Genomic DNA, 26,715 nt, shown 5'->3' on the forward strand with positions numbered 1-26,715 from the left:
GGCGACACACATGTCGAAGAACGCGAAGATCGCCGCAGGGGGTGTGGCGGTCGGGCTGCTCCTGCTGATCTGGCTGCCCTGGTGGGCCGCACTCCTGATCGTCCTGGGGGTCCCAACCGCCGCCTACCTCACCCTGGATCCCTCGCAGCGCCGCAGGCTGCGCCGGGTCACCCGCAAGGAACTCGGCCGCTGACCTCCGCGCACCGGCCGGGAGCACGACAGGCCCGGCCGGTGCGGAGCGGCGGTTCAGCTGGGACGTACGGCCAACTTGTCGAGCGCGGCCAGCAGCCCCGGCAGCTCCGGGCCCCGACCCACCGGCAGAACCTCCCCGGGCTCGTCGTCCAGGAGCACGAACGCGATGTCGTCGGTCCGGGCCACCAGCGACCACCCGGGGCCGTCGGCTCGCAGCGTCCGGGAGTCGCCCGACGCGAACGAGGACCTGACACGGCCGAGGGGCGGCGGCGACTCGATGTAGGCACGGGCCTCCGCGAGGACGCGCCGCACACCGCTGTGGCCTTTGCCCGCCGCCTTCCCGGCCCCGCCCGAGGTGTCCGTGACCGAACCCGGACCGTCCGAGGAGCCACTCTCCGCGATGCCCCCGCCGGCGGCCTGGCCGTTCGAGGAGCTGCCTTCGGCGGGGCCTTGGTCCGCTGCCTTCTCGTCGGAGGGCTTCCCTGCGGAGGTCTGCTCGGCCGAGGTCTTCTCGGACGCGGCCGACGCCCCGCTCGGGCTCGAGAAGGCAGAGTCGTCGATCTGCTCGCGCCACATCGCCCACTGGAGGGCGATCTCGTCGGCGCCCAGTCGCCGCTGGGCCGATCCCCAGGTGGTGGTGTCCGGGGGCGCGAGCACGGGACCGTAGGCGACATCGGCTTCCGGGTCGTGCGGCGCCGGTACGCCGGGCGCGGCGACGGCGACCGCGAGGGGCCAGCCGGGCAGCGCGGCCACCACGGTGTGCTCCTCGGGCGACAGTTCGTACTCCATGCCGCAGTCCCAGGACGCGATCGCCACTGCCACCAGGGAGACGTCGTCGATGACGACCGTCCACCGGGCGCCGGCCCCGTCCTGGCCGATCACCAGGCCGTACCCGTCGGCCAGCGGCGCCAGACCGAGCGCCGCGCACGCCTCCGGATAGTCGTCGCCCAGCACGCTCGGGAACTTCGCCGGCGTCAGCAGCACCGCCGTCAGCACATAGAGCGCGTCCTCCGCGGCGGCGACGGCGTCCTCGTCCGTCCCGGCCATCCCAGCCTCCCCATCGGTAAGTCCAACGGCGCGCACCCTAGTGCGCGGGGAAGGCGCTTGTCACGACTGGCAAGAACACCCGGAGCTGCAGTTTTCCGGCTGGACGGGGCGAATCGACCATCCTTTGCCCGTCGATCAGGCCGCCGGCAGTCCGAGGAGCGCACGGGCCACCTCACGCGGCGACTCGTCGCGCTCCCGGGCGAGGGCGATGACGGCCCGGCACGCGAGTTCGTTGACCCCGAACGACAGGGCTTCCGGCGACACCCAGGCCGCGGCCTCCTCGAGCCGCTCCTGGTCGTCCTCGGCGCAGGCCGAGACATACGCGGCGGCAGCCTCGAACAGGTTGTGCGTGCGAGCCTCTCCCTCGGGCTGCTCCTCGATGCGCATCGCGTTCACGAACCGGGTGCCTGACTTGCGGATCCTGCCCCACATGGCGACCACCCTTCCCCCTGAGTGACGTGGTCCTGTCGAACATTCATCTTCCCCGCTCGACGTCGGTCCGAGCGTCGGCGGCAGAAGAGGGACACGGCGTTCCGTAGGCCGGAAAGCCGAACCCACTTTACGAGGCGGGATACTTGTGGCCTTCCACCACGTGACGATCAAGGGGGCGAATCGGTGAACTCCGCCGGACAGAAAGACCGTTGGGGCGAAGGAGAGCGCCGGGGCGAACGGCACGCGGTCGTCGTGGGCGGCAGCCTCGCGGGGCTTCTCGCGGCGCACGCCCTGGCCGGGCACGCCGACCGGGTGACCGTCGTCGAGCGCGACCGGTTCCCGGACGGCCCCAAGCCCCGTCCCGGCGTCCCTCAGGGCCGGCATCCGCACGTCCTGCTGAAGGGCGGGCAGCAAGCCCTGGAGGCGCTGCTGCCCGGCTTCCTGGACGAACTGCGGGAGGCGGGCGCCCCTCGGGTGGGCATGCCGTCGGACATGGTGATGTGGCAGAACGGCCGCTGGTTCCGCCGGTATCCGGCCAGCACGCACATCTACACCGGGTCCCGTGCGCAACTGGAGGAGCTGGTCCGGCGGCGGGTCCTCGCCGACCCGGTGATCAGCGTGGTGGACGGGACCGATGTCGTCGGACTCCTCGGTGACGCCGCGCGCGTCCGGGGCGTACTCCTGCGGGAGCGCTCCGGCGACGCCCACGCCGAGTCGCGGCCCCTGGAGGCCGATCTGGTCGTGGACGCCTCCGGCGGCGGAACCAAGGCCCCTCAATGGCTCACGGCGATCGGCGCCGAGGCCGCGCCGGAGGAGACCATCGACACCGGGCTCGCCTACGCCTCCCGCGCCTACCGCGGCCAGAGCGGCGTCCTCGACGGCGACACCCTCGGCTACTACGTCTACCCCGGCCCCGACCAGGTCCACGGGGGCGGCGCGCTGCCCCTGGAGGACGGCAGCCACCTGGTGATCGTCTCGGGGCTGCGCGGCGACGAACCACCCACGGGTGACGAAGAGTTCGTGACGTACACCAAGAGGCTGGCGCATCCGCTCCTGGACCGGTGGCTGGCCGACGCCGAGCCCCTCTCCCCGGCGTTCGGCTACCGGCGGACCGCCAACGTACGCCGCCGCTACGACCTGCCGGGCCGCCCGGCGGGCTTCCTCGCCACCGGCGACGCCCTGTGCACGTTCAACCCGATCTACGGCCAGGGCATGGCCGTGGCTGCGATGAGCGCGGTCGCTCTGCGCGACGCCCTGGCCGACCCGCGTCGGACACCGACGACCAGGCGCGTGCAACAGGCGCTCCTCGCCGCGTCCCGGCAGGCGTGGGACATCTCCGCGGGCGCCGACCGCAAGATGCCCGGAGCGGCCGGCAGCGCGCTCGCCGGCGGACCGGCCGACCAGGTCGCGGGCTGGTACCTGCGCCGGGTGCAGGAGCGAGCCGCCGGCGACCCCGTCGTGGGCAGTGCCTTCCGTGCCGTGCTGACCCTCTCGGCCCCCGTCGGCGCCCTGTTCGCGCCGCCTGTGGCCCGGGCCGTCCTCTTCGGTCAGGTCCCGCCGACACCCGCCGAGCCGCCGACGGTGCCGGAGGAGCCCGGTTCGCGCACGTGATGATCATCGCGCCCTCGGACCAGTGACGCCCGGCGGTGTCGGGGCGGGGAGGTCACCCGGCGGTGGTCAGACGGCGCTGGAGTTCCTCTTCCGACAGATCCTCGACGTGCGTCAGAAAGACCCACACGTGCCCTGAGGGGTCCTTGAGGATGACCGTGCGGTCACCGTGGAACGTGTCCTGCGGAGGCTGGAGGATCTCGGCGCCGGCGGCCTCCGCGCGCTTGGCCAGGCTGTCCACGTCCGGCACGAAGACATGCAGCGCGACGGAGGTGCCGCCGCCGAGCGAGGCGGGCGCGGCGAAGGCGCCGGACTCCGCCTCGTCCACGGTGGCGTCGCCCAGCATCAGGGCCGACTGCCCGATGGTGATCTCGGCGTGCAGAATCCCGCCGCCCGGGGCGTCGAGCCTGAAATCCTCGCGAGCGCCGAACGCCCGCTGGTAGAAGTCGATCGCCGCGGCGGCGTCATCGACCATGATGTGCGGGATCACCGCATAGCGGTAGCGGTCGGGGATCACGGCATGGGCTGAGCGCTCGGTCACGGCGAACCTCCACGAAAAGACGCCGCCGGTCGGTCCCGCGGCCCTGAAAGGAACGTAGAAGCTCAAGTTCGATTGAGGTCAAGCGCCGCTGTGGCCCTGCGCCGCCCCGGATCCGCCGTCGAGTGCGGCGATCGTCTCCCGCAGCCAGCCGAGTTCGGCCCGGGACGTGGCACGCGCGATGACCAGCACCCCGCGGCGGAAGGGGTCGTCCAACTCCTCCGCGCTCAACGGCCGGTCGCCCTCGTAGAAGAAGCTTGCGGGCTCCTCCAGGAACGCGAGCCGTCGTCGCAGCACGGCCGCCTGCGCACCGGCGTCGTCCAGGTGCCGGAGGAAGGCGAGGACCGTGAACCACCGGTTCTCGTCGGTGATGTCGCGCCGGACCGGTTCGGCGAGCCGGCGCCGCAGTTCTCGCCGTCCCTCGCCGGTGAGCGTCAGGACGTGGCGGGGCGCGGCCACGGCGCCGGGTTCCGTCGCGCGTGCCAGCAGTCCCGCCGTCTCCAGGCGCTTGATCGCCGGGTACAGCGTGCTCTCGGCGACCGGCCGCACGTGTCCCGCCAGCGCGGTGATGCGTTTGCGCAGCTCATAGCCGTGCAGCGGGGTGTCGTAGAGGAATCCGAGGATGGCCATCTCCAGCATGCGCGCATTCTGTCGTACCGACGCTGTACCTCTCCAGTGGTGTACATCTGGTACGCAATACATCTGTTCCGATGTATTGTCCTGGTGGGCACACGAGGGAGGGCACCATGCAGCAGGCCGAGTTCGACGGCAGGGGAAGCCGGATCCGCTGGACCGAGACGCCCGGCGCGGAACCGGCACGCGTGTACGTGCACGGGCTGGGTGCGGTCTCGGCCGTCTACCACGCGCACATCGCCGCCCGACCCGAACTCGCCGGGCGGCGAAGCCTGTTCGTCGACCTGCCCGGCCACGGGGCCAGTGACCGTCCCCAGGACTTCGGCTACACGCTGGAGGACCATGCGGACGCCCTGGCGGTCGTGCTGGACGCGGCGGGCCTGACCGGTGCCGAGCTGATCGCGCACAGCATGGGCGGGTCGGTCGCGCTCGTCCTCGCCCACCGCAGGCCCGAGCTCGTCTCCCGGCTGGTCCTGACGGAGGCCAACCTCGACCCGTCGCCCCCGTCCTCGGCGGGCAGCACCTGGATCGACGCCTACGAGGAGGACGACTTCGTCGCAGGCGCCCACGCGCGCGTGCTCGAGAAGGTGGGTCCACTGTGGGCGGCGACCATGCGGCTGGCCGACCCGCGCGCCCTGCATCGGAGCGCGGCCGGCCTCAGGCGCGGATCGGTCCCCATGATGCGTGCGATTCTCGAAGCGCTGCCCATGGAGCGCGTCTACCTCCAGGGCGAGCTCACCGGCGGACTCGAAGGACGCGAGGGCCTCGAGGCGGCGGGTGTGCGGGTCCTGACCGTGCCCGGCGCCGGCCACAACGTCATGTTCGAGAACCCCGACGCCTTCGTGGCCGCGGTCGCCGGGACGGGGTGAGCGCGGTCAGTCCCCGTGAGGACAACCAGGGCCGGGGTGCGCCCCGTCAGTCCTCACGCACAGCCAATGCCAGAAATCGGGCAGCCTCGTCGGTGTACGACGTCATGTGCCATCCCGAACCGGCCAGCAGTGGACGGAGGTTGGCCTCCGCGCGAAGGTCCTCGCGGGTGATCTGCCGGCCCTGCCGTGCGGCCAGCGCCGCTCTGCCGATCGGGTGGAACAGGGCCAGGACGCCACCGGGCCGCACGACTCGGGCCAACTCGCGCAGATTCTCGGCCGGTTCGGGCAGGTGCGAGATCAGGCCCGCGCCGAACACGGCGTCGAGCGACCCCGAGCGCAGCGGCAGCGCGGTCACATCGGCGAGCAGCAGCCGCCCGTCCCGGTCCCTGCCCGCCCCCACGGCCGCCTCCAGCATGGCCGGGGTCAGATCGGCTCCCACGACCACTCCGGTGGGCCCCACGGCCGCACGCAGGGGCGTCAGGGCCCGTCCGGTGCCGCAGCCCGCGTCGAGTACGCGGGCGCCCTCCCGCAGGCCGAGTTCGGCGACCGCGGCGGCGTAGGCGGGACCGTCGTCCGGAAACCTGCGGTCCCAGTCGGCTGCCCGGGCCGAGAAGAACTCCTGAACATGTGTGTGGTCGTCGCTCATGGTCCGCATGATCCCTCACTGACACGGATGAATCCCCGGCGCACACGTTCGAGCCTTACGCGATCGTTCCGATGCCTGTCTGCGTCATATTGCAACACCTTTCGAAATGCGCCCTCTTTGTGCGCCCCTGACCCCACTAGCGTCCCTTGGCCATGGGACACCTGGACCACGCAGCCCTGGGCTGGCTGACGCCCACACTCTCGTACGTCATGGCGTGCATCGGAGCCGCCCTCGGCCTGCGCTGCACCGTCCGCGCACTCGGAGCGACCGGCCGTTCGCGCCGCAACTGGCTCATCACCGCAGCCTCGGCCATCGGGACCGGCATCTGGACCATGCACTTCGTGGCCATGCTCGGCTTCAGCGTGAGCGGCACGGACATCCGCTACGACGTGCCCCTGACCATCGCGAGCCTCCTGGTCGCCATGGTCGTCGTCTCCGCGGGCGTCTTCGCGGTCGGCTACGGCCGTGACCGGATCCGCGCGCTCTTCCTCGGCGGACTCACCACCGGGCTGGGCGTGGCGAGCATGCACTACCTGGGCATGGCGGCCGTCCGACTGCACGGTCACATCGACTACGACCCGGCGCTCGTCGGCCTCTCGGTCCTGATCGCCGTCGTCGCGGCGACGGCAGCTCTCTGGGCGGCACTCAACATCAAGTCACCCGTCGCCGTCACCATCGCCTCGCTCATCATGGGGGCCGCGGTGAGCAGCATGCACTACACCGGGATGTTCGCGGTGAGCGTGCGGGTCGCGCCCTCCGGGGCCGTCCTGCCCGGCGCCACGGCGATGCAGTTCATCTTCCCGCTCGCCGTCGGCCTCGGCTCCTACCTCTTCCTGACCTCGGCCTTCGTCGCGCTGTCGCCCACGACAGGAGAGCGCGAGGCCACCGCCTCGGCCCAGCGCGCGGCCGAGACCGTCCCCTCATAGCCGCGGCGTCCCCTCCAGGCGGCGGATCCGAGCCCCGGACGGCCCCGACGAGACGCCCCTAATCACTCCCGAGCGAGGAGGCCATGCGTACACCGCGTAGGACCCTCACAGCCGGCGCCGAGCCGCCGCCCCAGACACCCGCGCGCGGCCGCCGCGCCCACGCCGGCCCGCCGGCCGACGAAGTGCCCGACGACACGGCGGGCCCGGTACCGGAGGACATACCCGCTCGCCCGGGACACTGGCGGATACGCCCGCGCACCGTCCGCGCCAAGATCGTCTGCCTGCTGATGGTGCCCGTGGTCTCGCTGCTCGCCCTGTGGGCGTACGCGACCGTCAGCACCGCCCAGGACGTCGCCCGGCTGCGGCAGTTGCAGCGGGTGGACGACTCCGTACGGTCACCCGTCGCCGACGCCGTCACCGCGCTCCAGGCGGAGCGGTCCGCCGCGGTCCGCTACGCCACCGACCCGTCCGCGGCGCAGAGCGACGACCTCCGCAAACTCGCCGCACGCACCGACCAGGCCGTGGCCCGGCTGCGGCTCGGCGACCACAACACCGTCGCCGACGGCGAGGAACTGCCCACCGGTGTCGCCCAGCGTCTCGAAGCCTTCGTGACAGCCGTCGAGCACCTGCGGCCCCTGCGCGCCGCCGTGCTGGACCGCAGCGCCGGATGGGACGAGACGTACGGCCGCTACACCAAAACCATCACCGGTGCCTTCGCGGTGGGCGGTGCCCTCACCGGCATCCAGGACGCCCAGCTCGGCTCCGACGCGCGCGTACTGCTCGAGTTCTCCCGCGCGGGCGAGTCACTGGCCCAGGAGGACGCCGTGCTGGCCAGCGCCCGCCTGTCGGGCGTCCTCGCCGGCGAGCGGCTGCGGCTGTTCACCGGGGCGGTCGACACCCGGCGGGCCTTCACCGACAGCGCCGTGGCCGACCTGCGCGGCTCCGACCGCGAGGCCTGGCGGAAGGTCGCAGACAGCAGGGCCTTCGCCACTGTGACCGCGGCGGAGGACCGGACACTCGCCGCAGCTCCCGGCGCGCGTGCCGTGGAGTCGACGCCGGAGACCACCTGGCAGGCGGCCCACGCGCGTGTGCAGAGCGGCATGCGGGCCGTCCAGCAGACCGCCGGGAGCGGGGTCGCCCACCGCGCCGACCCGTTCACCCGGGGCCTGCTCACCCCCGCGGGCGCAGCGGTCCTTCTCGGGCTCGTCGCCGTCGCCGCCTCCCTGGTCATCTCCGTACGCATCGGGCGCGGCCTCGTCGTCGAACTCGTGAGCCTGCGCAACAGCGCCCTGGAGATCGCCCGCCGGAAACTCCCGGACGCCATGGACAGGCTGCGGGCCGGCGACGAGATCGACGTCCGGTCGGAAGCCCCGCCCGGGCCGCCCGCCGACGACGAGACCGGCCAGGTCGCCGAGGCACTCGCCACCGTGCACCGCGCCGCCCTGCGGGCCGCGGTGGAGCGCGCCGAACTCGCCAGCGGCATCTCCGGCGTCTTCGTCAACCTCGCCCGCCGCAGCCAGATCCTCGTCCACCGCCAGCTGAGCCTGCTCGACAGCATGGAACGCCGCTCCGACGACCCCAACGAACTGAGCGACCTCTTCCGGCTCGACCACCTCACCACCCGCATGCGCCGCCACGCGGAGAGCCTGATCATCCTCTCCGGCGCCGCACCCGGCCGCGCCTGGCGCATGCCGGTGTCGCTGACCAACGTGGTGCGCGCGGCCGTGTCCGAGGTGGAGGACTACGCGCGCGTGGAGGTGCGTCAGCTGCCCGACGCGTCCGTCGTCGGCGCCGCCGTCGCCGACCTCACCCACCTGCTGGCCGAGGTCATCGAGAACGCCGCCCAGTTCTCACCGCCCCACACGCGGGTGCGCGTCACCGGCGAACCCGTCGGCAACGGCTACGCCGTCGAGGTCGAGGACCGCGGCCTCGGCATGGGCAAGGAGACCCTTGCCGAGGCCAACCGCCGGATCGAACAGTCGGAGGCGCTCGACCTGTTCGACAGCGACCGGCTGGGCCTGTTCGTGGTCAGCAGGCTCGCGGCCCGCCACGGCATCAAGGTGCACCTTCGCACCTCGCCCTACGGCGGTACGACCGCGGTAGTCCTGCTGCCGACGGCTCTGCTGTACAGCAAGGCGGCGGAACGTTCACCCGCCGAAGGCGCCGAGGCCACCAGGGCCGCCGGAGCCGTCGACCGGGAACGGCTCACGCACCGCGAGTACGCACGCGTGCCCGCCGAGCGGGACCAGGAGTCCGTCCCTGCCACCGCCGAGCGGCCCGCCCTGGTGGCCCCCCGCGCGGTCGCGGTCGACCGGGGAACGGCCGACCGGGGATCGCCCGACCGGGGATCGCCCGACCGGGGATCGCCCGACACCCCGCCTGCCGGAGTGACCGCCTTGCGCCTGCACCGACCGTCCGAGGAGCCGGAGGAGTCCGACGACCTGCCCCGCCGGGTCCGCCAGGCGAGCCTCGCCCCCCAACTGCGCGAGCAGCGCTCGCAGGAACCGGCTCCGGCGACCGGCCGCCGGGACGACGAGGGCCGTTCACCCGAGGTCGTACGGGATCGGATGGCCGCGTACCGGGACGGCTGGGTGCGCGGGGGCGGCAGGCAGCCCGGGCGCGGCGCCACCCCAGATTCCCCAGCGGGCAGAGACAGCAGCGAAGGAGACCGAGGATGATCCAGGACCCGAACATGAGGGCCGACATGGGGGTCCCCCCGCGCGAGCGGAACCGGGAGTGGGGGAGGTCCGGCGAACTGGACTGGCTGCTGGACGACCTGGTGCTGCGGGTGAGCGAGGTACGGCACGCCGTGGTGCTGTCCAACGACGGCCTTGCCGTGGGGTCCTCCACGGACCTGCGCCGCGAGGACGCGGAACACCTCGCGGCCGTCTCCTCCGGCTTCCACAGCCTCGCGAAGGGCGCCGGCCGCCACTTCGGGGCCGGGGGAGTGCGCCAGACCATGGTCGAGATGGACGACGGCTTCCTGTTCGTGGCCGCCGCGGGAGACGGCTCCTGCCTCGCCGTCCTCACCGCGGTGACCGCGGACATCGGCCTGGTCGCCTACGAGATGGCACGGCTGGTCAAACGCGTCGGTGAGCACCTCTACACGGCGCCGCGCGTGGGCGCGCGGCCGCCCGCCGGATGAGAGCGAAGGGCGGTCGGCAGGCATGACCGAGGACATGACGGGCGTCCCGCACGACCAGGGAAGCCAGTGGTACGACGGCGAGGCCGGGCCTCTCGTCCGCCCCTACGCGATGACGGGCGGACGCACCAAACCCGGCCCCAGCGGGGTGCGTTTCGACCTGATCGCCCTCGTCACCCTGGACGCGGGCGCACCCGGCCCGGGCGAGGACAGCGCGCTCGGGCCCGAACACCGGGCCCTGCTCGACCTGTGCCGCATCGAGACGCAGTCGGTGGCGGAGCTCGGCGCGGGCGCCGACCTGCCCGTCGGCGTGGTCAGGGTGCTCCTGGGGGACCTCCTGGAGCTCGGCTGTGTCACCGTCAGCCGACCGGTACCGCCCGCGCAGCTTCCTGACGAACGGATTCTGCGCGAGGTGATCGAAGGGCTTCGGGCGCTGTAGATGAACGTTCAGAACCGGGCAAAAAGCGGTCGAACCACCCGAAGATGAGCCTTAGTTGTCATGATGCTGATTTCGCGACCCCGCGCCGACGTCGCCGCCCGTTGCCGGCCCTCCCGAGAGAAGTGATCGATGGTCTCCGAGAACTCCGACGCCCAGGACGGCGAGCCGACCGCCCTCGCGTTGAAGATACTGGTCGCCGGCGGTTTCGGCGTGGGCAAGACCACCCTGGTGGGCGCGGTCAGCGAGATCAGGCCGCTGCGCACCGAGGAACTGCTCAGCGAGGCCGGCCAGCTGGTGGACGACACCGACGGCGTGGACCAGAAGGTCACCACGACCGTCGCCATGGACTTCGGCCGCATCACCATCCGCTCCGGCCTGTCCCTCTACCTCTTCGGCACCCCCGGCCAGGACCGCTTCTGGTTCCTCTGGGACGAGTTGTCCCAAGGAGCCCTGGGCGCCGTCGTCCTCGCCGACACCCGGCGCCTGGAGGACTGCTTCCCGGCCGTGGACTACTTCGAGCACCGGCACATCCCGTTCGTGGTGGCCGTCAACTGCTTCGCGGGCGCCCGGAGCTACGGCGCCCACGACGTGTCCCGCGCGCTCGACCTCGACCAGGGCACTCCCGTGGTGCTCTGCGACGCGCGGGACCGTGACTCGGGGAAGGAGGTGCTCATCCGCCTGGTCGAGTACGCCGGGCGCATGCACACCGCCCGGCTGCTCGACTCGGTGGGCTGACCGGGCGGACCCGTCAGTCGGCGACGCGCTTCTCCGCCAGCACCTTGTCGATCTTCACGCGGACGAGGAGTTCGCCCGGAACGCCGTTGCGGGTCGCGAACTCCTCGGCCCGCTCCTCGCCCATGTACCGCGCGCCGATCCGGCCGGCCCAGTGCCGGACCTCGTCGAGTTCCTCCGACAGCCGGGCCCGGCCCTGCACCACCACATAGTCGAAGGGCGGCCGGTCGTCGTCCACGCACAGGGCGACACGCCCGTCCCGCGCCAGATTGCGCCCCTTGACGGTGGCCTTCCCGGTGTTGAACACCAGATCGTCACCGTCGAGCACGAACCAGATCGGCGCCACATGCGGGCTCCCGTCGGCCCGGACGGTGGACAACTTGCCGGTACGGGTGCCGTACGAGACGAACTCCCGCCATTCCTCATCGGTCATCTTCTGTGCCATGTCCCCATTCTCCTTGCCCCGTTGACGGTCGTGGGGAAGGCTTGCGGGAGATCCTCCGGGCTGGAGGAGACGTCACACGGGGAGACGGGACACATGCCGGAGAAGCAGGGCCTCGGCTGGCTGCTGGACGATCTGACCGAGCGCGTCGACCACGTCCGGCACGCGCTGGTGCTGTCCAACGACGGACTGGTGACGGGCGCGAGCACGGGACTGCGCCGCGAGGACGCGGAGCATCTCGCCGCCGTCTCGTCCGGACTGCACAGCCTCGCCAAGGGCTCGGGCCGGCATTTCGGCGCGGGTCAGGTACGGCAGACGATGATCGAGTTCGACGATGCCGTGCTGTTCGTCACCGCGGCCGGCACCGGTAGCTGTCTGTGCGTGCTCAGCGGTTCGGACGCCGACATCGGCCAGATCGCCTACGAGATGACACTGCTCGTCAACCGGGTCGGCGAGCATCTCGACGTGGACGCCCGCCGGCCTGAGCGGAGCTCGCCGACAGACCTCTGACCTGCTAGTTCTTCGCCCCCATGGAGTTATCCACAGGCTCGCCACGCGTCTCGCCCCACCGGCTACGGTGTGTCACACGGCGAACGCACACAGCGTGAGCGACGACTCCACGGGGGAGCGATCATGTCGAGCAGCACGATCACCCAACTCCAGCGCCACTCCTGCACACCCAGCCGCGCGGCCCGCGAACTGAGCCTCAAGCGCAGCGAGTTCGACCTCGCCGTCCACCTCGGTCTGATCCGGACGGTGCCCGACGAAGGAGGCGGGGGCCGCCGCGTGACTCCTGCGGAGATCGACCGGCTGCGGGCGACGGACGGCTTCCCGGACGCACTGCGTGAGCGGGTACGGCTCGTGGGCACCGCCGAGGGCGCGGAGGTCATGGACATCCCCGTCGGCAGGTTCACCCGCCTGGCCCGCCTCGGCCTGATCTCGCCGGTGCGCTTTTATCTCAACAGGTACCGGACCGTCGTGTGGCTGTATCTGGCCACGGAACTCGAGGAGTTCACGGCGGTCGAGGAGAACAAGCCGCTGCTGACCGGGCGACGCATGCCCGAAGGTCTGCGCGACATGCTGGACGAGGGCGTCGACCTGCGCGCCCGCAACTGGCGCGGACGCCACCGGGGATTCCTTCTGCGCCTCGCCGAAGACCCCTGGGAGAGCGCCGGAGTCCTCGCCGCCTTCCTCGACCCCGCCCGGATCGCGGAGCTCGTCCCGGACCCCTACGACCGCTCCCACCTGGGCCGTTTCCGGCCCGGACCGCCCGCCCACGGGGCGCTGGGCTCACCTGCCGCACACCTCGTCGAGAAGATCATGACCGCGGACGACCCGGCGGAGATCGAATGGCTGAGGAGCGAGCTGGTCCACGTCCTGGACGACGCCCGACGCTTCCGGCCCGCACCACGCCCCGCGGCCCGGCGGACACCCGCCGCGCCGCCACCTGCGGAGCCGTCGGCGCCGCAGGAACCGTCCCGCGGCGGCCTGCTGGGCTGGCTCCGGCGCAGAAGCGCCTGAACGCACCGCCTACAACGCCCGGAACAGCCCTTCCTGGACGACGGACACCAGCAGCCGTCCCTCCAGGTCGTAGATCCGGCCGCGGGCCAACCCGCGTCCGCCCGTCGCGATCGGCGACTCCTGGTCGTACAGGAACCACTCGTCCGCGCGGAAGGGCCGGTGGAACCACATGGCGTGGTCCAGCGACGCGATGTCGAAGGTCCGCGGGCCCCAGAGGGGTTGGACCGGCAGGCGGACCGCGTCCAGCAGGGTCATGTCGCTCGCGTAGGTCAGCGCGCAGGTGTGCACGACCGGGTCGTCGCCCAGCGGCCCGACCGCGCGCATCCACACCGCACTGCGCGGCTCGGCGTCCTTGACCTCCTCGGCGCTCCAGCGCAGCCGGTCCACGTACCGGATGTCGAAGGGCTGGCGGCGCGCCATCCGCTCCAACTGCTCGGGCAGCTCGCCCAGGTGCTCCCGGATCTCGTCGCCCACCCGCGGCAGGGACTCCGGGTCAGGAACCTTGCGCGCGGGCGGCAGCTGGTGCTCGAACGGACCTTCCTCAGGCTTGTGAAAGGAGGCGGTGAGATTGAAGATCGTGCGACCCTGCTGCACCGCGGTGACCCGGCGGGTGGTGAACGACCGCCCGTCCCGCACCCGCTCGACCTGGTACACGATCGGCACGCCGGGCCGGCCCGGACGCAGGAAGTACGCGTGCAGCGAGTGCACGGGGCGGTCGCCCTCCGTGGTGCGGGCGGCGGCCACCAGCGCCTGGCCCGCGACCTGGCCGCCGAAGACCCGTTGGAGGGACTCGTGCGGGCTTCGGCCGCGGAAGATGTTGACCTCGATCTGCTCCAGGTCGAGCAGGTCGACGAGCCTCTCGGCCGGGTTCGTCATCGGTGGGGTTCTCCTTGGCTCACAACGGACCTGGGGCCCACAAAGGGCCTGGCGCTCACGGCCGGCATGCGGCTCACAACTGGCCGACGTCGGTGACCCGGACGACCGCGCGGCCCTCCGCGTCGGAGGCGGTGAGGTCGACCTCCGCACTGATGCCCCAGTCGTGGTCGCCGTTCGGGTCGGCGAAGGTCTGTCGGACGCGCCACAGCCTGTTCTCCGGCTCCTCCTCGATCCGCAGCAGCTTCGGACCACGCGCGTCGGGGCCGGTGCCGAGGTCGTCGTACTCGTCCCAGTACTTGTCCATCGCCTCGCCCCACGCGTCGGCGTCCCAGCCGGCGTCGGCGTCCATCTCGCCGAGTTCCTCGACCTGGTCCAGGGCGGCGAGTTCGACGCGGCGGAACATGGCGTTGCGGACCAGGACCCGGAAGGCGCGCGCGTTGGTGGTGACCGGCTTGACCTCGTCGGCCCGCTCCTGGGCCTCCTCGGCGGTCATCACCTCCGGGTTGGCGAGCTGCTCCCACTCGTCCAGGAGGCTGGAGTCGACCTGGCGGACCGTCTCGCCGAGCCACTCGATCAGGTCCTGGAGGTCCTCGGACTTCAGGTCGTCCGGGATGTTGTGGTCGAGCGCCTTGTACGCGCTGGCGAGGTAGCGCAGCACGATGCCCTCGGTGCGGGCCAGCTCGTAGAAGGACACCAGCTCCGTGAAGGACATGGCCCGTTCGTACATGTCACGAATGACGGACTTCGGGGAGAGCGGATGGTCGCCGACCCACGGATGGCTCTTGCGGTACGTGTTGTACGCGTGGAAGAGCAGCTCCTCCAGGGGCTTCGGGTAGCTGACGTCCTGGAGGCGCTCCATGCGCTCCTCGTACTCGACGCCGTCCGCCTTCATCGCGGCCACCGCCTCGCCCTTCGCCTTGTTCAGCTGGGCGACGAGGATCTGCCGGGGGTCGTCCAGCGTGGACTCCACGACCGACACCATGTCCAGGGCGTAGGACGGCGATTCGGGGTCGAGCAGCTCGAACGCGGCGAGCGCGAACGTGGACAGCGGTTGGTTCAGCGCGAAGTCCTGCTGGAGGTCCACGGTGAGGCGGACGATCCGGCCGGCGGCGTCGGGCTCGTCGAGCTTCTCGACGATGCCGCCGTCCAGCAGCGAACGGTAGATGGCGATCGCCCGCCGGATGTGCCGCAGCTGCTGCTTGCGCGGCTCGTGGTTGTCCTCCAGGAGGTGCCGCATGGCCTCGAAGGCGTTGCCCGGGCGGGCGATCACCGAAAGGAGCATCGTGTGGGTGACCCGGAAGCGGGACGTCAGCGGCTCCGGCTCGGAGGCGATCAGCTTCTCGAAGGTGCTGTCCGACCAGGCGACGAATCCCTCGGGCGCCTTCTTGCGGACGACCTTGCGCCGCTTCTTCGGATCGTCACCGGCCTTGGCGAGAGCCTTCTCGTTCTCCACGACGTGCTCGGGCGCCTGAGCGACGACGAAGCCCGCGGTGTCGAAGCCGGCCCGGCCCGCGCGCCCCGCGATCTGGTGGAACTCACGGGCGCGCAGGGTGCGGACACGGCTGCCGTCGTACTTGGTCAGCGCCGTGAACAGCACCGTGCGGATGGGCACGTTGACACCGACTCCCAGGGTGTCGGTGCCGCAGATGACCTTCAGCAGACCGGCCTGCGCGAGCTTCTCCACCAGCCGCCGGTACTTGGGCAGCATGCCGGCGTGGTGGACGCCGATGCCGTGGCGGACGTAGCGGGAGAGGTTGCGGCCGAACTTGGTGGTGAAGCGGAAGTTGCCGATCAGCTCGGCGATCTGGTCCTTCTCCTCGCGCGAGCACATGTTGATGCTCATCAGCGCCTGTGCCCGTTCCACGGCCTGCGCCTGCGTGAAGTGCACGATGTAGACCGGCGCCTGCTTGGTCTCCAGGAGCTCCGTCAGGGTCTCGGTGAGCGGGGTGAGCTTGTACTCGTAGGAGAGCGGCACGGGGCGGGTCGCCGAGCGGACCACCGACGTCGGCCGACCGGTGCGCCGGGTGAGGTCCTTCTCGAACATCGAGACGTCGCCGAGCGTGGCCGACATCAGGATGAACTGCGCCTGCGGAAGCTCAAGGATCGGGATCTGCCAGGCCCAGCCGCGGTCGGCCTCCGCGTAGAAGTGGAACTCGTCCATGACAACCTGGCCGACGTCCGCCTGCTTGCCGTCGCGCAGCGCGATCGACGCGAGGACCTCGGCGGTGCAGCAGATGACGGGCGCGTCGGCGTTGACGGAGGCGTCACCGGTCAGCATGCCGACGTTCTCGGTGCCGAACATCTTGCACAGCTCGAAGAACTTCTCCGAGACCAGCGCCTTGATGGGCGCGGTGTAGAACGTGACCTCGTCGCGGGCCAGGGCGGCGAAGTGGGCACCCGCAGCGATCATGCTCTTGCCGGAGCCGGTGGGCGTCGACACGATCACGTTCGCGCCGGAGACCACCTCGATCAGCGCCTCCTCCTGGTGGGGGTAGAGCGTGAGACCCCGCTCCCCGGCCCACGACTCGAAGGCTTCGTAGAGGGCGTCGGGGTCTGCGGTCTGCGGCAGCTGATCGATGAGGGTCACGGACCCATCTTGCCTGGCCTCCTCCCCTACAGGGGAATCGGTTGTCGGGAGGAAGATCATGACCAGTACGCTGTGTCGCCGACGGAGCGTCAGCGCAGCCGGTCAACTGGACGGTGGCGCACGAGGAATGGGGCGGGCAACGCCGATGATGGGACCAGCACACTCACTGTCGGGCGCCGCGGCCTGGCTGGGCGTAGGAGCGGCCGCCGCCGCCACGGGGCACACCATGCCGTGGCCCGTGCTGCTGGCCGGAGCGCTGATCTGCGCGGGCGCCGCGCTCGCTCCCGACCTCGACCACAAGGCGGCCACGATCTCGCGGGCCTTCGGTCCGGTCTCACGGGCCCTGTGCGAGATCGTCGACAAGCTCTCCTATGCCGTCTACAAGGCCACCAGGAAGCAGGGCGACCCTCGTCGTTCCGGCGGTCACCGCACGCTCACGCACACCTGGTTGTGGGCCGTCCTGATCGGTGTGGGCTGCTCGGTGGCGGCGATCACCGGCGACCGGTGGGCCGTCCTCGCGATCCTCTTCGTGCACATGGTGCTGGCCATCGAGGGCCTGCTGTGGCGGGCCACCCGGGGCTCCAGTGCCGACGTCCTGGTGTGGCTGCTGGCCGCGACCAGTGCGTGGATCATCGCCGGTGTCCTGGACAAGCCGGGCAACGGCTCGGACTGGCTGTTCACCCAGCCCGGCCAGGAGTACATGTGGCTGGGGTTGCCGGTGATCCTGGGTGCGCTCGTGCACGACATCGGGGACGCGCTGACGGTGTCGGGCTGCCCGATCCTGTGGCCGATCCCGGTTGGCCGCAAGCGCTGGTACCCGATCGGACCGCCGAAGGTGATGCGGTTCCGCGCGGGCAGCTGGGTCGAGCTGAAGGTGCTGATGCCGGCGTTCATGCTGCTCGGGGGAGTGGGCTGCGCGGCGGCGCTGAACTTCATCTGAGGCCGGGGCGCGGGGGGACTGATACGCACCCGGGCCCTGGGGCGCCGGGGGCGGCCGGTCGGTCAGCCGTCCTGGCCGGTCCCGCCGCCGTACCGCCGCTCGAAGGCGGCGACGCGTCCTTCGGAGTCCACCGTGCGCGCCTTCCCGGTGTAGAAGGGGTGGCTCTCCGAGGAGATCTCCACGTCCACCACCGGGTAGGTCTCGCCGTCGTCCCACTCGATGGTCCGGTCGCTGGTCGCGGTGGAGCGGGTCAGGAAGGCGTAACCGGCGGAGCGGTCACGGAAGACGACCTCGTGGTAGTCGGGGTGCTTGTCCTGCTGCATGGCGGCTCCTCGTGCGCTGCGGGTGTCCTGCTCTCAGCCGTGCTCCCAGCCGTGTCCTCAGCCGGACAGGGTCTCCTCGTCCACGATGTGCATCGCCGCCTCCTCGGCGGACGCCGCGGCGCCGTCGATGCCCACGTCCGTGGCGACCAGCGCGCTCTCCTCGTCCTCGTGAGCCCCTTCGTCGGGGGCCACGAGACGGCCGGAGCGCATCGCGCCGACCTCGTTGTCCAGGAGTTCGCCGTCGGTGCCGTCCACGTCACCGATGCCGTCGCCGTCGGACGGCACGAAGTCGGGGAGTTCCTCGGCGAGCCGTTGGTCCAGCGTCTCGCCCTGCCGGCGCTCCGCGGCGGTCACGCCGGTGTGCTCCACCGCCCAGGGTCTGTCCGGTGGGGACCAGCCGCGGTCGAGGGGGTCGTCGACCCCGTCGTCCTCCAGGGTGTCCTCCGCGTCGAGCAGCCCCGCGTCCTCCTGGATCTCGGAGCCGTCGGGCTGGTAGACGTCGTCTCCCCATCCGTCGGAGCTGTCCACGGGTACCTCCAGGTGAAGGGGACGGGCCCGATCCTCCGCAGCCCAGGCGGGCCACGGACCCCCGGGGCACTTGCCGCGCCCGCAGGCGGCCCGAGCCGCCCGCACGCGCTCCCTGAGCCGGTGCTGCTGTCCAGCCTTCCACCCCGGTTCGGGACAGCGCAACGCCAGGGGCGCTGCGCCGGCTGGAGCGGGGGTCGGCGGGGCCGGGGTGTGGGGTGGGGTGGTGGTCGGAGAGGGCGCGGCCGGGCGTGGGGTGAGGTGGCCGTGGGTGGGGCGTGGGGGCGGGTCGGCCCTGGACCGTTCGCCCCGGACCGCCACCACCCGACGCCCACCACCCCGCGTCCGTCACCCGGCCGTCACACCACTCCTCACCCGTGCCAGGACCGCCACAGCGCCGCGTACGCGCCGTTCGCCGTGACCAGTTCCTCGTGGCTGCCCAGCTCGCTGATGCGGCCGTTCTCGACGACGGCGATGACGTCCGCGTCGTGGGCGGTGTGGAGGCGGTGGGCGATCGCGACGACCGTGCGGCCGTCGAGGACGCGGGCCAGGGAACGTTCCAGGTGACGGGCCGCCCGGGGGTCGAGCAGCGACGTCGCCTCGTCGAGGACCAGGGTGTGCGGGTCGGCCAGCACCAGACGGGCCAGCGCCACCTGCTGTGCCTGGGCGGGAGTGACGGTCAGGCCGCCCGAGCCGACCTCGGCGTCCAGGCCGTCGTCGAGCGCGCGTGCCCACCCGTCCGCGTCGACCGCGCCCAGGGCCGCCCACAGCTCGGCGTCCGTGGCGTCGGTCCGGGCGAGCAGGAGGTTGTCGCGCAGGGAGCCCACGAAGACGTGGTGCTCCTGGTTGACGAGTGCCACGTGCTCACGGACCCGTTCGGCGGACATCCCGGACAGCTCGGCGCCGCCCAGGGTGACCCGGCCGTCCCGGGGCGCGTAGATGCCGGCCAGCAGCCTGCCCAGGGTGGACTTGCCGGCGCCCGAGGGGCCGACCAGCGCCAGCCGGGTGCCGGGCGCGACCTCCAGGGACACCTTGCGCAGGACGTCCACGCCCTCCAGGTAGCCGAAGTGCACCCGGTCCGCACGCACCTCCCGTCCGTTGGGCGCGAGCCCGGCGTCCGTGCCGGCCGGCTCGACGTCCCGGACGCCCACCAGCCGGGCCAGCGACACCTGGGCCACCTGGAGCTCGTCGTACCAGCGCAGGATCAGCCCGACCGGGTCGATCAGCATCTGCGCGATCAGCGCACCGGTCGTGAGCTGGCCGACCCCGATCCAGCCCTGGAGGACGAACACCCCGCCGACCATCAGCACCGAGGAGAGGATCATCACGTGGCTGACGTTGATGCACGGGAAGAGCACCGACCGCAGCCACAGCGTGTACCGCTCCCAGGCGGTCCACTCCTTGATCCGCCGCTCCGACAGCTCGATGCGACGGGCACCGAGCCGGTGCGCCTCGACTGTGCGCCCGGCGTCCACGGTCTCCGCGAGCGCGGCGGCCACGGCGGCGTACCCGGCGGCCTCCGAGCGGTAGGCGGACGGTGCCCGCTTGAAGTACCAGCGGCAGCCGGCGATCAGCAGCGGCAGCGCGAGCAGCACGGCAGCGGCCAGCGGCGGCGCTGTGATCACGAGTCCGCCGAGCAGCAGGGCCGCCCACACCACACCGATCGCCAGTTGCGGTACGGCCTCGCGCATGGCGTTGCCGAGCCGGTCGATGTCGGTCGTGATCCGGGACAGCAGGTCGCCGGTCCCGGCCCGTTCCAGGACGCCGGGCGGCAGGCCGACCGACCGCACGAGGAAGTCCTCGCGCAGGTCGGCCAGCATCTGCTCGCCGAGCATCGAACCGCGCAGCCGCACCTGCCGGACGAAGACGGCCTGGACGACCAGGGCGATGACGAACAGCCCCGCGGTCAGTTCGAGGTGGAGTTCGCGCGCTCCGTCCGAGACGCGCTCGACGAGGCCGCCGAGCAGCCAGGGCCCCACCATGGAGGCCACCACCGAGACCGTGTTCACGCCGACGAGAAGTGCGAAGGCGCGGCGGTGCCGGCGGAACAGTTCGGCCACGTAGGCGCGTACGGTCGCGGGGGCTCCGACGGGCAGGGTGTTCGCCGTCGTCGGTGCCGCCGGGTCGTACGCTGGTGGCGCCACGCCGATCATGCGCTCTCCTCGATCTCTTCCAGGGCGTGCAGCACGTCTTGCTCGTGCGGTACGCCGTCCTTCTCGTGCCGTACATCGATGTCGTGCCGCACATCGTTCAGTGCGGCCTCGTCGTCCGTCTCGCGGGTGACGACCGCCCGGTACCGCGGTTCCGTGTGCACCAGCTCGCGGTGCACGCCCACCGCCGCGACCTCGCCGTCGTGGACGAGCACCACGCGGTCGGCGCGGTCCAGGAGCAGGGGCGAGGAGGTGAACACCACCGTGGTGCGCCCGCTCCGCAGGTCCCGTACGCCGTCCGCGATCCGTGCCTCGGTGTGCGAGTCCACCGCGGAGGTGGGTTCGTCCAGGACGAGCACCTCCGGATCGGTGAACAGCGACCGGGCCAGGGCGAGCCGTTGGCGCTGGCCGCCCGAGAGGGAGCGCCCGCGTTCGGTGATGCGGGCGTCCATCGGGTCCTCGGCGTCCAGGGATCCCTGGACCAGGGCGGCCAGTACGTCAGCGCACTGCGCGGCGGCGAGCGCCTCCACGGCACCGACGTCACCCGAGGCGGGCACGTCGAGCAGTTCGCGCAGGCTGCCGGAGAGCAGCACCGGGTCCTTGTCCTGGACGAGCACGGCGGTGCGCGCCGAGTCGAGCGGCAGCTCGTCCAGCGGCACACCGCCCAGCAGCACGGAGATGCCCTCCTCCGAGGGGTGTCCGCCGAGCCGTTCGGCGAGCAGCCCCGCCGCGTCCGGGTCGCCGCAGACCACCGCGGTGAGCCGTCCGGAAGGGGCGAGCAGACCGGTGGCCGGGTCGTACAGGTCCCCGGAGGGCATGTCTCCCGGGACCTCCGCAGCCGCCACCCCCTCGGCCGGTGTGGCCCGTTCCAACGACAGCACCCGGGCGGCCCGGGTGGCCGAGGGACGCGAGAAGGAGTACGCCATGGCGATCTCCTCGAAGTGCCGCAGCGGGTAGGTCAGGATCATCACCGAGCTGTAGACGGCGACCAGTTCGCCGATCTCCACCCGGCCCTGGCGGGCCAGGTGGACGCCGTACCAGACGACCGCGATCAGCAGCAGACCCGGCAGCAGGACCTGGATCGCGGCGATCAGCGACCACATGCGGGCACTGCGCACGGCCGCGTGGCGGACCTCCTGGGAGGCCCTGCGGTAGCGGTCGAGGAAGAGTTCCTCACCGCCGATGCCGCGCAGTACGCGCAGCCCGGCGACGGTGTCGGAGGCCAGCTCGGTGGCGCGGCCCGCCTTCTCGCGCTGGAAGTCGGCGCGCCTGGTCGCCCGGGGCAGCAGGGGCAGCACCGAGAGGGCCAGCACCGGCAGGCCCACGGCGACCACCACGCCGAGCGCCGGCTGGTAGACGACCAGCCCGACGCAGACCACGACGATCGTGACGGCCGCCGCGGTGAACCGGGACCAGGCCTCCACGAACCAGCCGATCTTCTCGACGTCACCGGTGGAGACGGCCACGACCTCGCCGGCCGCGACCCGCCGGGTCAGTGCCGAGCCCAGGTTCGCGGCCTTTCGGGCCAGCAGCTGCTGGACGCGCGCGGCGGCCGTGATCCAGTTGGTGACGGCGGTGCGGTGCAGGAAGGTGTCGCCGACCGCGTTGCCGACGCAGCACAGCGCCAGCAGTCCGCCGGCGAGGGCCAGCCGGCGCCCGGAGTGGTCGACCACGGCCTGAACGGCCACGCCGACGCAGAAGGGCAGTGCGGAGACGGAGAGGAAGTGCAGCAATCCCCAGGCCAGCGACTTGAACTGACCGCCCAGCTGGTTCCTGAAGAGCCACCACAGGAACCGGGGGCCCGAGCGTGCGTCGGGCACTCCCGGATCGGCATACGGAAGGTCTTGGATCTGCATGAGGGGTGTGTCCCGGTTGCTCGTGTCAGGGGGGTGGGAGGAGAGCCGCGCACGGCGGCTGCAAACCGTGAAAGGTTCGCGGCAGAGCGTGTCCGGAGGCAACCGGTTTTCCGCCGCGACGCACCGAAAGCCGGCCCGTCCGCCCTACGTGACGCATGCGCCGCGCACAACCGGCTCGGCCGCCCCAGGGCTCCGGTGCGACGATGGACCGATGGGAGACGGAGGCGTACGACGGACCGCGGTGACCACGACAGCGGTGGCAGCGTCGTTGCTCCTGCTCGGAGGATGCGGCGGTCCGGGCCGCCCGGCACAGACCGGCGCCACCCCCACGTCCGCCACCCCCGTCCCCCGCACCGAGGCCGGGGACGCATCCGTGGACCGACCGACCCGTATCCCCGGTGTCGGCGACCGCCTCCAGAAGCGCATCCCCGTGAACTCCCGCCAGGTCGTCGCGGTCTACGGCGACGGCAGGAACTCCGCGGACGCCACCGTCGTGCTGTACGCCAGGCACGGCTCCGGCTGGGATCGTGTCCGCGGCTGGCCCGCCCACAACGGCAAGAAGGGCTGGACCACCGACCATCACGAGGGCGACCGGCGCAGCCCGGTCGGGGTGTTCACGCTCAGTGACGCCGGCGGCGTCCTCCCGGACCCCGGCGCGCGGCTGCCGTACACGAGGTCCGCCGCGATCGCCGCCCCGCGCTGGTGGCCCAGGTCCTACTGGCACGACTTCGACTACGTGATCGCCGTCGATTACAACCGTGTCGAGGGCACCCCGCCCAACAACCAGACGCGGCCCGAGGGTTACGCCAAGGGTGGTGGCATCTGGCTGCACATGGACCACGGCAGCGGTACGTCGGCCTGTGTCAGCGTGTCCAGGTCGGCGATGCGGTATCTGCTGCGCACGCTCGATCCGGACCGGCATCCCGTGGTGGTCATGGGGGACAGGGCGGACCTGGCGGCGTAAGCCGGCTGAGGGAGGCGTCATTGCGGGGGACGCCCGACTCGCCGTAGAACACGGCCATGAAGAGTCGGATAGTCATGTCCATGCTTACAGGGGCGACCCTCCTGGTGGGCACACTGCTCGGAGCGGCACCGGCCCAGTCGGCGGCGCGCCTCGCTCAGGCCCCTACAGTCCGGCCGGCAGTGCAGGAAGACCAACCCACCCCCGTTCCGGCCGAGTTCGGCACCGACTGGCACGACCCCGTCACGGCCGCCCAGCCCCTCGCCAAGCCCCCGGGCAGGTCCTGCCGGGTCACCGTCGCCGAAGCACGGTTCCGCGACTTCACGCCGTACACCGGCACCTACGCCCCGCCCAAGGGCTGCGGCGACCGCTGGAGCAAGGTGGTGCTGCGTCTCGAAGGCCACGTCAAGGGACGGCAGTTCGACCGGCTCGGCTATCTGCACATCGGCGGGGTCGAGGTGCTCCGCACGTCCACCCCGCAGCCCTCGCCCGACGGCATCGAATGGTCCGTGGAGAAGGACGTCACGCGCTACAGCGACACACTCCGCCGCGGCCAGGACGTCGAGATGCTGATCGGGAACGTCGTCGACGACACCTATACCGGCGTCATCGACGTGAAGGTGACGCTGACGTTCTACGCAGGCGCAGCGGCGGCCGGCAGCACTCCCGGCCGTGTGCTCACCCTCGCCGACGGGACCCTCACCACCCCGCGCAACAGCGAACGCATCGTCGCCGAGGTGTACGCCACCGGCTCCGGCGGCGGCTGCGAGGAGTACTGGTATCTGACGGTGCCGACGAACGCGCCGTACTCCTGCCAGGCGGACGGCGGCCCCTACCGCGAGGTCCAGATCCGGGTCGACGGCCAACTCGCGGGCATCGCCGCCCCGTTCCCGACCGTGTGGACCGGGGGCTGGTCCAACCCCTTTCTCTGGTACGTCGTTCCGGGCCCGCGCGCCTTCGACGTCAAGCCGATCGAATACGACCTGACCCCGTTCGCCGGGATCCTCAACGACGGGCGCCCGCATCGCCTGGAGGTCTCGGTGGTCGGTGTGCCCGCGGGGCAGTCCGGGTGGAGCGCGCCGGTGAACGTCCTCGTCTGGCAGGACGCCAAGAGCAGGCACGTCACTGGAGGGCTCACCGTGCACGACGGTGGTGACCTCGTCAACTCCTCCGTCTGGACGCCCGGTTCGGAGCAGCGCGTGGACACCGAGGGTGACCATCGGCTCACCGTCGCCGGGTACGTGGACACCTCGCACGGCCGGGTGACGACCACCGTCCGCCGCTCACTGGCGAACACGTCCACCCATCGCTGGGGTGCCGACGAGAACCCCGATGCGCTCAAGGCCACCTGGACGGACGACGAATCGGTGACCGTGGACGGCCGTGGCCCGGCCCGCACCACCCGCACCCACCGGACCTACGCGATGGACGGCACGACCACCGTCGGCACGGGTGACCGCCTCCGGACCGTGCTGACCCTCGGTGACCGCGCCGAGTCCACGGCGAGCCGAGGCGGCCGCAGCGCGACGTGGTCCCGGCTCGACGACACCTACACGGGCGACGCCACCTACACGATCAACGTCCCCCGCGATCAGCGGCACGGGGTCGGCACGACGCGCGAGCACTACCGGCTCTGGGGTTCGGCCGGATGCCGCGACCGGTCACTCGTGACCGTGCAGGGAGTGCTGACTGAAGAACGCGACGGCTGCTGAGCCGAGTTGTGTGCGGTGCGTCACAGGGCGCGTGATTTACGCGGCGGAAACACGGCGGTCTCGTAGGCGATCAACGGTCCCTCCAGAGTAGTCGTCACGGAAGCCGCTTTCCGTATCGCAGAAGTCTCCCCTGGCTTCTGTGGCTCCCCGTCCCCCCCAAGGAGTGCCCGTGCCGCCGTCCGTCCCGTCCCTGCCGCGACGCGTCGCACACAAACTGCGTACCTCTCTCTTCGTCCAGGTCGCCGTGGCGCTGGTCCTCGGCATCGTTGTCGGAAAGCTGTGGCCCGGCTTCGCCTCGGACCTCCAGCCGCTCGGCGACGGCTTCACCCGGCTCATCAAGACGATCATCTCGCCGCTCGTGTTCTGCGTGGTCGTCGTCGGCATCGCCAAGGCGGGCGACCTCAAGGCCTTCGGCCGGATCGGGCTCAAGGCGCTGATCTGGTTCGAGGTCGCGAGCACCCTCGCGCTGGTCATCGGACTGCTCGCCGCCAACGTCGTCCAGCCCGGCTCGGGGATGCACGTCGACCCGGCGACGCTCAACTCCGCGGCCGTGGACGCCAAGACGGCCGGCGGCCACCTGCCCTCGACGACCGAGTTCATCGTCAACGCGCTGCCCACCAGTTTCATCGGCGCCTTCGCCGAGAACTCCCTGCTCCAGGTGCTCATCCTGGCCTGTCTGGTGGGCGCCGCCCTGCTCCACCTCGGGCACACCAAGATCCCGCGGGTGCTGCCCGCCATCGAGCAGGCCCAGGAGATCATCTTCGCGGTCGTCGGCTTCGTGATGCGCCTCGCGCCGATCGCGGTGTTCGGTGCGATGGCCGTCCTGATCGGCCAGTACGGCCTCGGTGTCATCGAGACCTACGCCAAGCTGATCGTCCTGTGCTACGTGGCCGCCGCGCTCTTCATCGCGCTGCTCGCCGTCGCGCTCAAGGCGCTCACCGGACTCAGCCTGTGGAAGTTCCTGCGCTACATCCGCGAGGAGATGCTGCTCGCGCTCGGCACCGCGTCCACCGAGTCCGTCATGCCGCGCGTGATGCAGAAGCTGCGCAAGGCCGGTGCGCGCGACGACGCGGTCGGCCTGGTGCTGCCAACCGGCTACTCCTTCAACCTCGACGGCGCCTCGCTCTACCTCTCCATCGGCACGCTGTTCATCGCCCAGGCCGTCGGCGTCGACCTCAGCCTCGGCCAGCAGATCACCGTGGTCGCGGTGCTGATGCTGACCAGCAAGGGCATGGCGGGCATCCCCGGCTCGGCGTTCCTCGCCCTGTCCGCCACCGCCGCCTCGCTCGGCGCGATCCCCGCCGGTGCGGTCGCCCTGCTGCTCGGCGTCGACCGCATCATGGACTCGATGCGCGTGGTGACCAACCTCCTCGGCAACTGCGTCGCGGTCTTCGCGGTGTCCCGCTGGGAGGGCGCCCTGGACATCGAGAAGGCGAAGAAGGTGCTGAGCGGCGAGGTCGTACCCGAGGCGGAGGGGGAGCCCGCCCCGGCAGTCGCACCCGAGGCGGAGGGGGAGCCCGCCCCGGCTCCGGTCGTCAAGGAACCGGTCGTCAAGGAACCGGTGGTCAAGGAGCCGGTCGCCGAGGTGAGTTGACGCTCGCGGCCGTGACGCCCCGAG

The 26,715-nt window shown here is 71.6% G+C and carries 26 protein-coding genes; 14 read left to right on the top strand and 12 right to left on the bottom strand.

Annotation, left to right across the window (positions count from 1 at the left end):
• Positions 1 to 10: 10 nt before the first annotated feature.
• On the top strand, positions 11 to 193 hold the full coding sequence (locus IF54_RS0109870) for a hypothetical protein (protein ID WP_030316648.1): 183 nt from the start codon (positions 11 to 13) through the stop codon (positions 191 to 193).
• A 53-nt stretch (positions 194 to 246) separates the two neighbouring features.
• Here IF54_RS0109870 and IF54_RS0109875 read toward each other — a convergent pair whose 3' ends face one another.
• Both IF54_RS0109875 and IF54_RS0109880 read right to left on the bottom strand, forming a co-directional pair.
• Positions 247 to 1,239 carry a hypothetical protein gene (locus IF54_RS0109875; protein WP_030316650.1) on the bottom strand — a complete coding sequence of 331 codons (993 nt, stop codon included), beginning with the start codon at positions 1,237 to 1,239 and terminating at the stop codon, positions 247 to 249.
• Positions 1,240 to 1,374: 135 nt separating this feature from the next.
• On the bottom strand, positions 1,375 to 1,671 hold the full coding sequence (locus IF54_RS0109880; protein ID WP_030316652.1) for a hypothetical protein: 297 nt from the start codon (positions 1,669 to 1,671) through the stop codon (positions 1,375 to 1,377).
• Between the two features lie 252 nt (positions 1,672 to 1,923).
• Between IF54_RS0109880 and IF54_RS0109885 the strand changes: the two genes are divergently transcribed.
• Complete coding sequence (locus IF54_RS0109885) at positions 1,924 to 3,282, top strand: NAD(P)/FAD-dependent oxidoreductase (protein WP_030316654.1); 1,359 nt, start codon at positions 1,924 to 1,926, stop codon at positions 3,280 to 3,282.
• A gap of 52 nt (positions 3,283 to 3,334) precedes the next feature.
• Here IF54_RS0109885 and IF54_RS0109890 read toward each other — a convergent pair whose 3' ends face one another.
• A complete protein-coding gene (locus tag IF54_RS0109890) occupies positions 3,335 to 3,820 on the bottom strand; it encodes a VOC family protein (RefSeq protein WP_030316656.1) in 486 nt (161 codons plus the stop codon).
• Between the two features lie 78 nt (positions 3,821 to 3,898).
• A complete protein-coding gene (locus IF54_RS0109895) occupies positions 3,899 to 4,456 on the bottom strand; it encodes a PadR family transcriptional regulator (protein WP_030316660.1) in 558 nt (185 codons plus the stop codon).
• A gap of 107 nt (positions 4,457 to 4,563) precedes the next feature.
• Between IF54_RS0109895 and IF54_RS0109900 the strand changes: the two genes are divergently transcribed.
• Positions 4,564 to 5,319 carry an alpha/beta fold hydrolase gene (locus IF54_RS0109900; RefSeq protein ID WP_030316661.1) on the top strand — a complete coding sequence of 252 codons (756 nt, stop codon included), beginning with the start codon at positions 4,564 to 4,566 and terminating at the stop codon, positions 5,317 to 5,319.
• A 46-nt stretch (positions 5,320 to 5,365) separates the two neighbouring features.
• Here IF54_RS0109900 and IF54_RS0109905 read toward each other — a convergent pair whose 3' ends face one another.
• Complete coding sequence (locus IF54_RS0109905) at positions 5,366 to 5,965, bottom strand: class I SAM-dependent methyltransferase (RefSeq protein ID WP_030316662.1); 600 nt, start codon at positions 5,963 to 5,965, stop codon at positions 5,366 to 5,368.
• Positions 5,966 to 6,117: 152 nt separating this feature from the next.
• Between IF54_RS0109905 and IF54_RS0109910 the strand changes: the two genes are divergently transcribed.
• From IF54_RS0109910 to IF54_RS0109930, 5 genes are all read left to right on the top strand, one after another.
• Positions 6,118 to 6,891, top strand: a complete 774-nt coding sequence (locus IF54_RS0109910; protein WP_030316663.1) for an MHYT domain-containing protein — start codon at positions 6,118 to 6,120, stop codon at positions 6,889 to 6,891.
• Between the two features lie 83 nt (positions 6,892 to 6,974).
• A complete protein-coding gene (locus tag IF54_RS0109915) occupies positions 6,975 to 9,569 on the top strand; it encodes a nitrate- and nitrite sensing domain-containing protein (protein ID WP_030316665.1) in 2,595 nt (864 codons plus the stop codon).
• Positions 9,566 to 10,036: a roadblock/LC7 domain-containing protein gene (locus IF54_RS0109920; protein WP_020137223.1), complete on the top strand. Its 471-nt coding sequence runs from the start codon at positions 9,566 to 9,568 to the stop codon at positions 10,034 to 10,036. Before IF54_RS0109915 ends, IF54_RS0109920 begins: the two co-directional genes overlap by 4 nt.
• Before the next feature lie 22 nt (positions 10,037 to 10,058).
• Positions 10,059 to 10,472 carry a DUF742 domain-containing protein gene (locus IF54_RS0109925; protein WP_030316668.1) on the top strand — a complete coding sequence of 138 codons (414 nt, stop codon included), beginning with the start codon at positions 10,059 to 10,061 and terminating at the stop codon, positions 10,470 to 10,472.
• A 129-nt stretch (positions 10,473 to 10,601) separates the two neighbouring features.
• Positions 10,602 to 11,207: a GTP-binding protein gene (locus tag IF54_RS0109930; protein WP_020137221.1), complete on the top strand. Its 606-nt coding sequence runs from the start codon at positions 10,602 to 10,604 to the stop codon at positions 11,205 to 11,207.
• Positions 11,208 to 11,220: 13 nt separating this feature from the next.
• On the opposite strand, the gene IF54_RS0109935 is transcribed toward IF54_RS0109930, so the two are convergent.
• Positions 11,221 to 11,649, bottom strand: coding sequence for a PPOX class F420-dependent oxidoreductase (locus tag IF54_RS0109935; RefSeq protein WP_030316670.1), 429 nt, complete (start codon positions 11,647 to 11,649; stop codon positions 11,221 to 11,223).
• Positions 11,650 to 11,742: 93 nt separating this feature from the next.
• On the opposite strand from IF54_RS0109935, the gene IF54_RS0109940 reads away from it, so the two are divergent.
• On the top strand, positions 11,743 to 12,156 hold the full coding sequence (locus IF54_RS0109940; protein WP_030316671.1) for a roadblock/LC7 domain-containing protein: 414 nt from the start codon (positions 11,743 to 11,745) through the stop codon (positions 12,154 to 12,156).
• A gap of 123 nt (positions 12,157 to 12,279) precedes the next feature.
• Complete coding sequence (locus tag IF54_RS0109945) at positions 12,280 to 13,167, top strand: DUF6397 family protein (RefSeq protein WP_030316673.1); 888 nt, start codon at positions 12,280 to 12,282, stop codon at positions 13,165 to 13,167.
• A 9-nt stretch (positions 13,168 to 13,176) separates the two neighbouring features.
• Here IF54_RS0109945 and IF54_RS0109950 read toward each other — a convergent pair whose 3' ends face one another.
• Entirely contained in the window at positions 13,177 to 14,043 is an 867-nt protein-coding gene (locus tag IF54_RS0109950; RefSeq protein WP_030316676.1) for an acyl-CoA thioesterase, read from the bottom strand.
• Between the two features lie 73 nt (positions 14,044 to 14,116).
• Entirely contained in the window at positions 14,117 to 16,630 is a 2,514-nt protein-coding gene (locus tag IF54_RS0109955) for a DEAD/DEAH box helicase (protein ID WP_030316678.1), read from the bottom strand.
• Between the two features lie 145 nt (positions 16,631 to 16,775).
• On the opposite strand from IF54_RS0109955, the gene IF54_RS0109960 reads away from it, so the two are divergent.
• The gene (locus IF54_RS0109960; RefSeq protein ID WP_028809566.1) at positions 16,776 to 17,570 is read left to right on the top strand and encodes a metal-dependent hydrolase; all 795 of its coding nucleotides are present in this window, start codon (positions 16,776 to 16,778) and stop codon (positions 17,568 to 17,570) included.
• A 62-nt stretch (positions 17,571 to 17,632) separates the two neighbouring features.
• On the opposite strand, the gene IF54_RS0109965 is transcribed toward IF54_RS0109960, so the two are convergent.
• The 4 genes from IF54_RS0109965 to IF54_RS0109980 form a co-directional block, all read right to left on the bottom strand.
• On the bottom strand, positions 17,633 to 17,893 hold the full coding sequence (locus IF54_RS0109965; protein WP_030316680.1) for a type B 50S ribosomal protein L31: 261 nt from the start codon (positions 17,891 to 17,893) through the stop codon (positions 17,633 to 17,635).
• Positions 17,894 to 17,950: 57 nt separating this feature from the next.
• A complete protein-coding gene (locus IF54_RS0109970) occupies positions 17,951 to 18,421 on the bottom strand; it encodes a DUF5709 domain-containing protein (protein WP_030316682.1) in 471 nt (156 codons plus the stop codon).
• 368 nt (positions 18,422 to 18,789) lie between these two features.
• A complete protein-coding gene (locus tag IF54_RS0109975; protein WP_030316685.1) occupies positions 18,790 to 20,571 on the bottom strand; it encodes an ABC transporter ATP-binding protein in 1,782 nt (593 codons plus the stop codon).
• Complete coding sequence (locus IF54_RS0109980) at positions 20,568 to 22,424, bottom strand: ABC transporter transmembrane domain-containing protein (RefSeq protein WP_030316687.1); 1,857 nt, start codon at positions 22,422 to 22,424, stop codon at positions 20,568 to 20,570. Before IF54_RS0109980 ends, IF54_RS0109975 begins: the two co-directional genes overlap by 4 nt.
• 211 nt (positions 22,425 to 22,635) lie before the next feature.
• Here IF54_RS0109980 and IF54_RS0109985 point away from each other — a divergent pair, with 211 nt between their 5' ends.
• The 3 genes from IF54_RS0109985 (at position 22,636) to IF54_RS0109995 (ending at position 26,691) form a co-directional block, all read left to right on the top strand.
• A complete protein-coding gene (locus IF54_RS0109985) occupies positions 22,636 to 23,388 on the top strand; it encodes a hypothetical protein (protein ID WP_030316689.1) in 753 nt (250 codons plus the stop codon).
• A 56-nt stretch (positions 23,389 to 23,444) separates the two neighbouring features.
• On the top strand, positions 23,445 to 25,097 hold the full coding sequence (locus tag IF54_RS0109990) for a peptide-N4-asparagine amidase (protein WP_078851920.1): 1,653 nt from the start codon (positions 23,445 to 23,447) through the stop codon (positions 25,095 to 25,097).
• A 169-nt stretch (positions 25,098 to 25,266) separates the two neighbouring features.
• Positions 25,267 to 26,691 (top strand): cation:dicarboxylate symporter family transporter, encoded by a 1,425-nt coding sequence (locus IF54_RS0109995; protein WP_051735375.1) that lies wholly within the window; start codon positions 25,267 to 25,269, stop codon positions 26,689 to 26,691.
• Positions 26,692 to 26,715: the final 24 nt, after the last annotated feature.

The sequence above is a fragment of the Streptomyces sp. NRRL B-3229 genome, from assembly GCF_000719505.1.
GTDB lineage: Bacteria > Actinomycetota > Actinomycetes > Streptomycetales > Streptomycetaceae > Streptomyces > Streptomyces griseorubiginosus.

Bases quoted from the DNA above. Each gene is read 5' to 3' on its own strand.
- IF54_RS0109900 (WP_030316661.1), top strand. From the start codon at position 4,564: ATGCAGCAGGCCGAGTTCGACGGCAGGGGAAGCCGGATCCGCTGGACC.
- IF54_RS0109940 (WP_030316671.1), top strand. From the start codon at position 11,743: ATGCCGGAGAAGCAGGGCCTCGGCTGGCTGCTGGACGATCTGACCGAG.
- IF54_RS0109870 (WP_030316648.1), top strand. From the start codon at position 11: ATGTCGAAGAACGCGAAGATCGCCGCAGGGGGTGTGGCGGTCGGGCTG.
- IF54_RS0109910 (WP_030316663.1), top strand. From the start codon at position 6,118: ATGGGACACCTGGACCACGCAGCCCTGGGCTGGCTGACGCCCACACTC.
- IF54_RS0109945 (WP_030316673.1), top strand. From the start codon at position 12,280: ATGTCGAGCAGCACGATCACCCAACTCCAGCGCCACTCCTGCACACCC.
- IF54_RS0109975 (WP_030316685.1), bottom strand. From the start codon at position 20,571: ATGATCGGCGTGGCGCCACCAGCGTACGACCCGGCGGCACCGACGACG.
- IF54_RS0109980 (WP_030316687.1), bottom strand. From the start codon at position 22,424: ATGCAGATCCAAGACCTTCCGTATGCCGATCCGGGAGTGCCCGACGCA.
- IF54_RS0109925 (WP_030316668.1), top strand. From the start codon at position 10,059: ATGACCGAGGACATGACGGGCGTCCCGCACGACCAGGGAAGCCAGTGG.
- IF54_RS0109920 (WP_020137223.1), top strand. From the start codon at position 9,566: ATGATCCAGGACCCGAACATGAGGGCCGACATGGGGGTCCCCCCGCGC.
- IF54_RS0109905 (WP_030316662.1), bottom strand. From the start codon at position 5,965: ATGAGCGACGACCACACACATGTTCAGGAGTTCTTCTCGGCCCGGGCA.
- IF54_RS0109985 (WP_030316689.1), top strand. From the start codon at position 22,636: ATGGGAGACGGAGGCGTACGACGGACCGCGGTGACCACGACAGCGGTG.
- IF54_RS0109915 (WP_030316665.1), top strand. From the start codon at position 6,975: ATGCGTACACCGCGTAGGACCCTCACAGCCGGCGCCGAGCCGCCGCCC.
- IF54_RS0109935 (WP_030316670.1), bottom strand. From the start codon at position 11,649: ATGGCACAGAAGATGACCGATGAGGAATGGCGGGAGTTCGTCTCGTAC.
- IF54_RS0109895 (WP_030316660.1), bottom strand. From the start codon at position 4,456: ATGCTGGAGATGGCCATCCTCGGATTCCTCTACGACACCCCGCTGCAC.
- IF54_RS0109990 (WP_078851920.1), top strand. From the start codon at position 23,445: ATGAAGAGTCGGATAGTCATGTCCATGCTTACAGGGGCGACCCTCCTG.
- IF54_RS0109965 (WP_030316680.1), bottom strand. From the start codon at position 17,893: ATGCAGCAGGACAAGCACCCCGACTACCACGAGGTCGTCTTCCGTGAC.
- IF54_RS0109930 (WP_020137221.1), top strand. From the start codon at position 10,602: ATGGTCTCCGAGAACTCCGACGCCCAGGACGGCGAGCCGACCGCCCTC.
- IF54_RS0109960 (WP_028809566.1), top strand. From the start codon at position 16,776: ATGATGGGACCAGCACACTCACTGTCGGGCGCCGCGGCCTGGCTGGGC.
- IF54_RS0109875 (WP_030316650.1), bottom strand. From the start codon at position 1,239: ATGGCCGGGACGGACGAGGACGCCGTCGCCGCCGCGGAGGACGCGCTC.
- IF54_RS0109880 (WP_030316652.1), bottom strand. From the start codon at position 1,671: ATGTGGGGCAGGATCCGCAAGTCAGGCACCCGGTTCGTGAACGCGATG.
- IF54_RS0109950 (WP_030316676.1), bottom strand. From the start codon at position 14,043: ATGACGAACCCGGCCGAGAGGCTCGTCGACCTGCTCGACCTGGAGCAG.